4 protein-coding genes are annotated in these 6245 nt (G+C 41.6%); 3 read left to right on the forward strand and 1 reads right to left on the reverse strand.

Annotated elements, in window-relative coordinates; translation table 11 throughout:
- The first annotated feature begins 1 nt into the window (after position 1).
- Together IM485_RS04000 and IM485_RS04005 are read left to right on the forward strand one after the other, a co-directional pair.
- Positions 2–1222 carry a hypothetical protein gene (locus tag IM485_RS04000; protein ID WP_353845998.1) on the forward strand — a complete coding sequence of 407 codons (1221 nt, stop codon included), beginning with the start codon at positions 2–4 and terminating at the stop codon, positions 1220–1222.
- Positions 1219–2001 carry a hypothetical protein gene (locus IM485_RS04005; protein ID WP_287741466.1) on the forward strand — a complete coding sequence of 261 codons (783 nt, stop codon included), beginning with the start codon at positions 1219–1221 and terminating at the stop codon, positions 1999–2001. The genes IM485_RS04000 and IM485_RS04005 overlap by 4 nt, the downstream gene beginning before the upstream one ends.
- A gap of 205 nt (positions 2002–2206) precedes the next feature.
- Here IM485_RS04005 and metK read toward each other — a convergent pair whose 3' ends face one another.
- The gene (gene metK, locus IM485_RS04010; protein WP_104396014.1) at positions 2207–3457 is read right to left on the reverse strand and encodes a methionine adenosyltransferase; all 1251 of its coding nucleotides are present in this window, start codon (positions 3455–3457) and stop codon (positions 2207–2209) included.
- A 325-nt stretch (positions 3458–3782) separates the two neighbouring features.
- Here metK and pcrA point away from each other — a divergent pair, with 325 nt between their 5' ends.
- Complete coding sequence (pcrA, locus tag IM485_RS04015) at positions 3783–6104, forward strand: DNA helicase PcrA (RefSeq protein WP_104396013.1); 2322 nt, start codon at positions 3783–3785, stop codon at positions 6102–6104.
- The last annotated feature ends 141 nt before the right edge of the window (positions 6105–6245 follow it).

The raw sequence follows: 6245 nt of genomic DNA on the forward strand, positions 1-6245 counted from the left end.
GATTAAAAAGTTTATTTTATTGGTAACTGTAGCAATGATTTCTACTCCTGTCATTGCTCAACATTTACATACTCAGTCACCTCAAATTCAAACTTTACAAGCAGTTCCTGACAATATACCAGCTTGGATGTATAACAAGCAACGTAATCATATTTATCCCCAAAGAGGGGTTTATAACAATGCCATTTATAATGTCAGAGATTTAGCTTTAGACTTGAATGCGATCGCTGTTGGTCATGCCTTTGCCTACGAAGATATCGTAACGGGAAAAGCGAAAGATTTAGAAACTAAGACATACCAAAAAATTAATTGGGTTTTAAAAAATCCGCCTAAATTTATGCCCGACGAGGGTAATATTTCTCCAACTTTTGGCAGAAAATACGGTGTTTTAGAACAGGTTTTCGAGTGGGCGCATATTTTCCATGCTCAAACCGTTGATGTTTTAGCCAGCAGCAAATTAACCAACGAGGAAAAAGAAGCAGAAATTGAAAAATTATATCAATTTTACTTGACAAAAGTTCCCTATGCTATTACGGGATTACCGATGAATATGGGTTATCTGGATTCCCAGCCCTATTCTAAAGCTTTTCGCCAGAAATATCCGAAAGTTAATGGCTTATTTTGGGGCTACCATTGGCTACAAGGAACCATGTATGACTTGCTTTATGAGAAAACTTTAGAGGAACAAAAACAGGCTTATAAACAGGTGGGTAAACAATACCATACTAAGGAATTATATCGCACAGATCGAGCTTTTATGCCCATGTTTGCCGAACTTAGTCCCAAGTTTGCCCGACGTTTTCCCACAATATCTAACACCTTTGATAACCTGCATATGTTGCACGATATGGTTAATGATATTCTGGCATCAGATTGGCTAACTCCCCAACAAAAAGACGAACAAATTACCCGCGCTATTTGGTTAGTAATGGCCGCTAATCATCAAGGAATGGCAGCAGGAAAAAATTATGGTGGTGAAGGACTACATGATCATCGTTTTGAGTCAGGAATTCCGGGTATGGGATTAATGCCAGCAGATATTTCTCACGAAGGTCATAATCACGAAAATCCTGATAATTCTGAGAAAAAACCTGATGATTCTCAAGTAGATGAGGGAGGAGATCACCAACACCATAACCACGAAAATCACTCCCCAGAAAACCCTGCTAATACGGAGAAAAAACCTGACCACAGCAATGCTCAAGAGGAACCGACAAAATGATAAGATTTTTATTAATTGCCGTCGGTTTAGTTGCCAGTTTTACTAATCCAGTTTTTGCCAACGATCATAACAATCTTGATTCCGGTCGTCCCCTTTCTTTTGATGATGCTGAAAGTATGGGTTTTGGGGAACAATCGATAGAATTTGGAGGAACTCTAGTCTTTCCTGAAAATAGTAATCTCGGTGGTGAATTTGATATTGAATACCTCAACGGTATTATTCGCAATGGTCATATTCTTATCGGCATCGATCCGCAAGTAGGAGGACGAGTGAATAGTGATGATACAAGTTTTGATGTGGGAAATTTATCTGTAGGTTTTTTCTATAATTTCAATCGTGAATACGATAATGTCCCTGCTTTTGCTATTCGTACCGATGTGGGATTACCGACCGGAAATAACGCCGGGGGATTAGATTTTCGTCTGCGGGGAATTGCCAGTAAAACTGTTGGTCAATTCGATCGCTTGCATCTTAATCTCGATTTAAACATAAAAACTGACCCCGATAACGGCGATCGATCTTTTTTACCCGCTGCCATTCTCGGTTATTCGCGACCGATTGGTTATCCGAAACGTTTTGATCGCACTTTTCTAGCAGAATTGGGCGTAATTACCAGCGATAATAGTAATGGTGGGGCTTTAATTCGCACTGGTATGGGAATTCGTCAGCAAATTAATCGTCAAGGTGTGATCGATTTCGGTATCGAGGGAGATATTGCCACTAATAGCCATGATCAAAGTCAATTAAAGCTAAAAATTGGTTATTCTTTCAGATTTTAGCCTAGTAAACTGAAGATTAATCTTCAGGTTAGAAAATCTGATTATTTATTCACCCTTTTGCCTCTTGCCTTTTTCCTGTCCTCATAAGTAGCCTATACTCAACGGATTTAGTATAAAGCATTGAAAGGTTTTGTCCTTTACATCAAAAAAGGAATAGAGCCTAAAACTCTACTCCTCAATCAAAAATTGCAGTTAATTTCTAACCCTATACTACCACAGAAGTCAAAGCTTCTTTGAGGATAGCGGCTTTATCGGTTTTTTCCCAGGGTAAATCGAGATCATTGCGACCAAAATGACCATAAGCTGCCACATCTTGGTAAAAACGATCGCCTCTTTCACTAGGTAAACCGCGCAGGTTAAACGTTTGAATAATACCGGCCGGACGGAGTTCAAAGTATTTATTGATTAAGTCCAGAATCACATCATCGGCGACTTTGCCAGTGCCAAAGGTTTCCACGAAGACACTCACCGGACGAGCTACCCCAATCGCATAACCCACTTGAATCTCGCACTTATCGGCCAAACCAGCAGCGACGATATTTTTAGCCACATAACGGCAAGCATAGGCCGCAGAGCGATCGACTTTGGTAGGATCCTTACCGGAGAAAGCGCCGCCACCGTGACGAGAATAGCCACCGTAGGTATCGACGATAATTTTCCGTCCCGTTAATCCCGCGTCGCCTTGGGGTCCACCAATGACGAATTTTCCAGTGGGATTAACCAGATAACGGGTATTGGCATCGGGTTTAATCTCTAAATCGCTGAAAACAGGCTCTACTACCGCTTTCCAGAGATCACTTTTAATCTTTTGTTGGACGAGATCATTATCGGTGATATCGCCGATAGTAGCATCGTGTTGGGTAGAAACAAGGATAGTATCGATACCCACGGGACGACCATCTTCATAAATGACCGATACTTGCGTTTTACCGTCGGGACGCAGGTAGGACAGTTCACCCGTTTTTCTGACTGCCGCTAGACGGCGAGCGATGCGGTGGGCTAAACTAATCGGTAAGGGCATAAATTCGGGGGTTTCATTGCAAGCGAAACCGAAGACAATACCCTGGTCTCCCGCACCAATTTTATCGAGTTCATCATTGCTGAGAAGTTCGCGATTTTCCTGAGCAGCCGTGACACCCTGGGAAATATCGGGAGATTGTTCGTCTAAAGCGACTAAAACGGTGCAACTATTCGAGGAAAAGCCGTTATCTGCGTTGATATAACCGATTTCAGCGATTTTACTGCGAACTAAATTGACGAAATGAACCTGCGCTTTCGAGGTGATTTCACCAGTAATCAAGACTAAACCTGTATTGACAACCACTTCAGCCGCTACACGACTGTGGTCATCTTGGGATAACAGAGCATCGAGAATGGTATCGGAAATCTGGTCACAAATTTTATCGGGATGTCCCTCTGTAACCGATTCCGAGGTGAACAAATAACGTTTAGACAAGTGATGTCCCTCACATAGTAGTACATTTGAACATGAAAAGATTCTCGGAAATCTTTGATCATACAGTGTAACAGGGAATTTGCAGAGATCTAGTATTTTCAATAAGAAACCGCCCGAACATTGTCCGGACGGAGTGTGGTGTGAGGAGTGAACGGAAACTTTCGTCTCCGCTAATTCCATTGTAGAGGACAACTTAGAATCTTGAACGACTTGAAACAAACTAGCCAAAAAAATTTTTATTTCTTTAAGGGGTTGACTAATGCCTGATCCCCGTCTCGATGATGTAGCCTGAGTAATAGAGGTCGCAGAGCTATATGCAAAGATTATGACAGTCACAGCCGATTATTTAGAACAACTCAATCCTTCCCAGCGCATCGCTGTGGAGCATTTTTGCGGCCCTTTGTTGGTGGTTGCTGGAGCAGGATCGGGAAAAACCAGCGCTTTAACCTATCGTATCGCCCATTTGATCCGTCATCACGGGGTCGATCCGGAAAATATTCTCGCGGTCACTTTTACCAATAAGGCGGCCCGGGAAATGAAAACTAGAATTGAAAAAACTTTTGCTCAACAGAAGGCACAGGAAAAATACGGTCAAAGATTAGAACTTTTGGAAGAATACGAACAGAAAAAACTCTTTTCTCAAGTTTATCGGAATTATACTAAAAAACTCTGGATCGGGACTTTTCACAGTCTTTGCGGTCGAATTTTGCGCTATGACATTAATAAATATCAGGATGAATATGGTCATAGTTGGCAAAGAAATTTCTCGATTATGGACGAATCTGATGCCCAGAGTTTAGTGAAAAATATCGTCACTAAACAGATGAATTTAGACGATAAAAAATTTGATGCTCGCAATCTGCGTTATGCGATTAGTAATGCCAAAAATTTAGGTTTAACCCCCACGGATTACGCCAGAGAAAACCCTCATTTTCGGGGAAAGGTTATTTCTGAGGTTTATCAGGCTTATCAGATGCAATTGGCGCAAAATAATGCCCTAGATTTTGATGATTTGATACTGGTTCCAGTCCGTCTTTTTCAGCAAAATGAGTCTATTCTCGGCTATTGGCACACGCAATTTAAGCATATTTTAGTCGATGAATACCAAGACACTAACCGGATTCAGTACGAGTTAATTAGGCTTTTGTCCACCAATGGTGAAACGAAAAAAAGTGAGTGGAATTGGACGGATCGATCAATTTTTGTGGTGGGTGATGCCGACCAATCTATCTATAGTTTTCGGATGGCCGATTTTACTATTCTGCTCAATTTTCAAGCGGACTTTGGTGATGGTTTACCCGATGATGATACTCGCACGATGGTGAAACTACAGGAAAACTATCGTTCACGGGAGAATATTCTGCAAGCAGCCAATAAGTTAATTGAAAAGAATAGTCAAAGAATCGATAAAGTCCTTGTTCCCACCAGAGAAGGGGGCGATAGTATCTATGTTTTTAAAGCCAGAGATGAACAGGAAGAAGCAGCTTTTGTTATCGATAAAATTCGAGAATTTACCCAAGAAAACCCCGAATTAAATTGGGGTAGTTTTGCCATTCTCTACCGAATTAACGCCCAATCTCGTCCCTTTGAAGATGGGTTAATTCGCAACAATATCCCCTATAATATTGTCGGGGGATTTAAATTTTATGATCGACAGGAGATTAAAGATGCGATCGCTTATTTACGAGTGATTGCCAATCCTGCCGATACCGTTAGTTTACTGAGAATTATTAACACTCCCCGGCGCGGTATCGGTAAAACCACAATCGATAATTTGCTCAAAGCTGCCCAAGAATTAGGAGTACCTTTATGGGAAATTATCAGCGATGAAACTTCCGTTAATACTCTCGCCGGTCGTGCGACTAAAAGCATCAATAAGTTAGCTAAAATTATCCAAAACCTGCAAGAAAAAATCACCGATTTATCCGCTAGTGAAATCCTAGACCAAATCATGGAAAATTCGGGATATATTGATGAATTAAAACAGCAGGGAACTGAGGAAGCTGATACCCGGATCGAAAATATCCAAGAACTTTATACCGCCGTGGTACAATTCCAAGAGGAAAACGAGGAAACTAATCTACGGGAATTTCTCGCTAGTGCTAGTTTAGCCTCGGATTTAGATAATCTTCAGGAAGGTCAAGAAAAAGTCTCGTTAATGACCCTTCATTCCGCCAAAGGTTTAGAGTTTCCTATCGTCTTTTTAGTCGGTTTAGAACAGGGCATTTTTCCCCATAATCGTAGCTTAAACGATCCCATTGCTCTTGAGGAAGAACGCCGTTTGTGTTATGTGGGAGTGACTCGGGCCAAGGAACAATTATTTTTAACCTACGCAAAAGAAAGATATGTCTGGGGGAATAAAGAGATGAAGGTAGCTTCCCAATTTTTGCAGGAATTGCCCCCAGAATTGCTCACAAGCAACCTGAAACCGAAAAAGACCCCAAAAGTGGTTCCTATGGAAAAAGCTGTCTCCGATCAAAGAAAATGGCAGGTAGGCGATCGAGTGTTACACTCTACTTTTGGAGAAGGAGAAGTGACCCATATCCTCGGTACGGGCAAAAAAATGAATCTAGCGGTCAAATTTTCGGGTTTAGGTCAGAAAATCATCGATCCCCGCACCGCACCCATGCAACTTATCGAGGAATAGGTAGGGTCTGCTGAAAAAGTTTGTTGGTGGGGGCAGGGTGTGGGGTGTGGGGTGTGGGGTGTAGGGTTTTACCGATTTTGAGGTAGTCAGTTACCTAATTTTCAGGGAAAAAGTACCTGAATTTTACCCCTGATCCCTCCA

Source organism: Microcystis sp. M169S2 (genome assembly GCF_020245865.1).
Classification (GTDB): Bacteria; Cyanobacteriota; Cyanobacteriia; order Cyanobacteriales; family Microcystaceae; genus Microcystis; species Microcystis ichthyoblabe_A.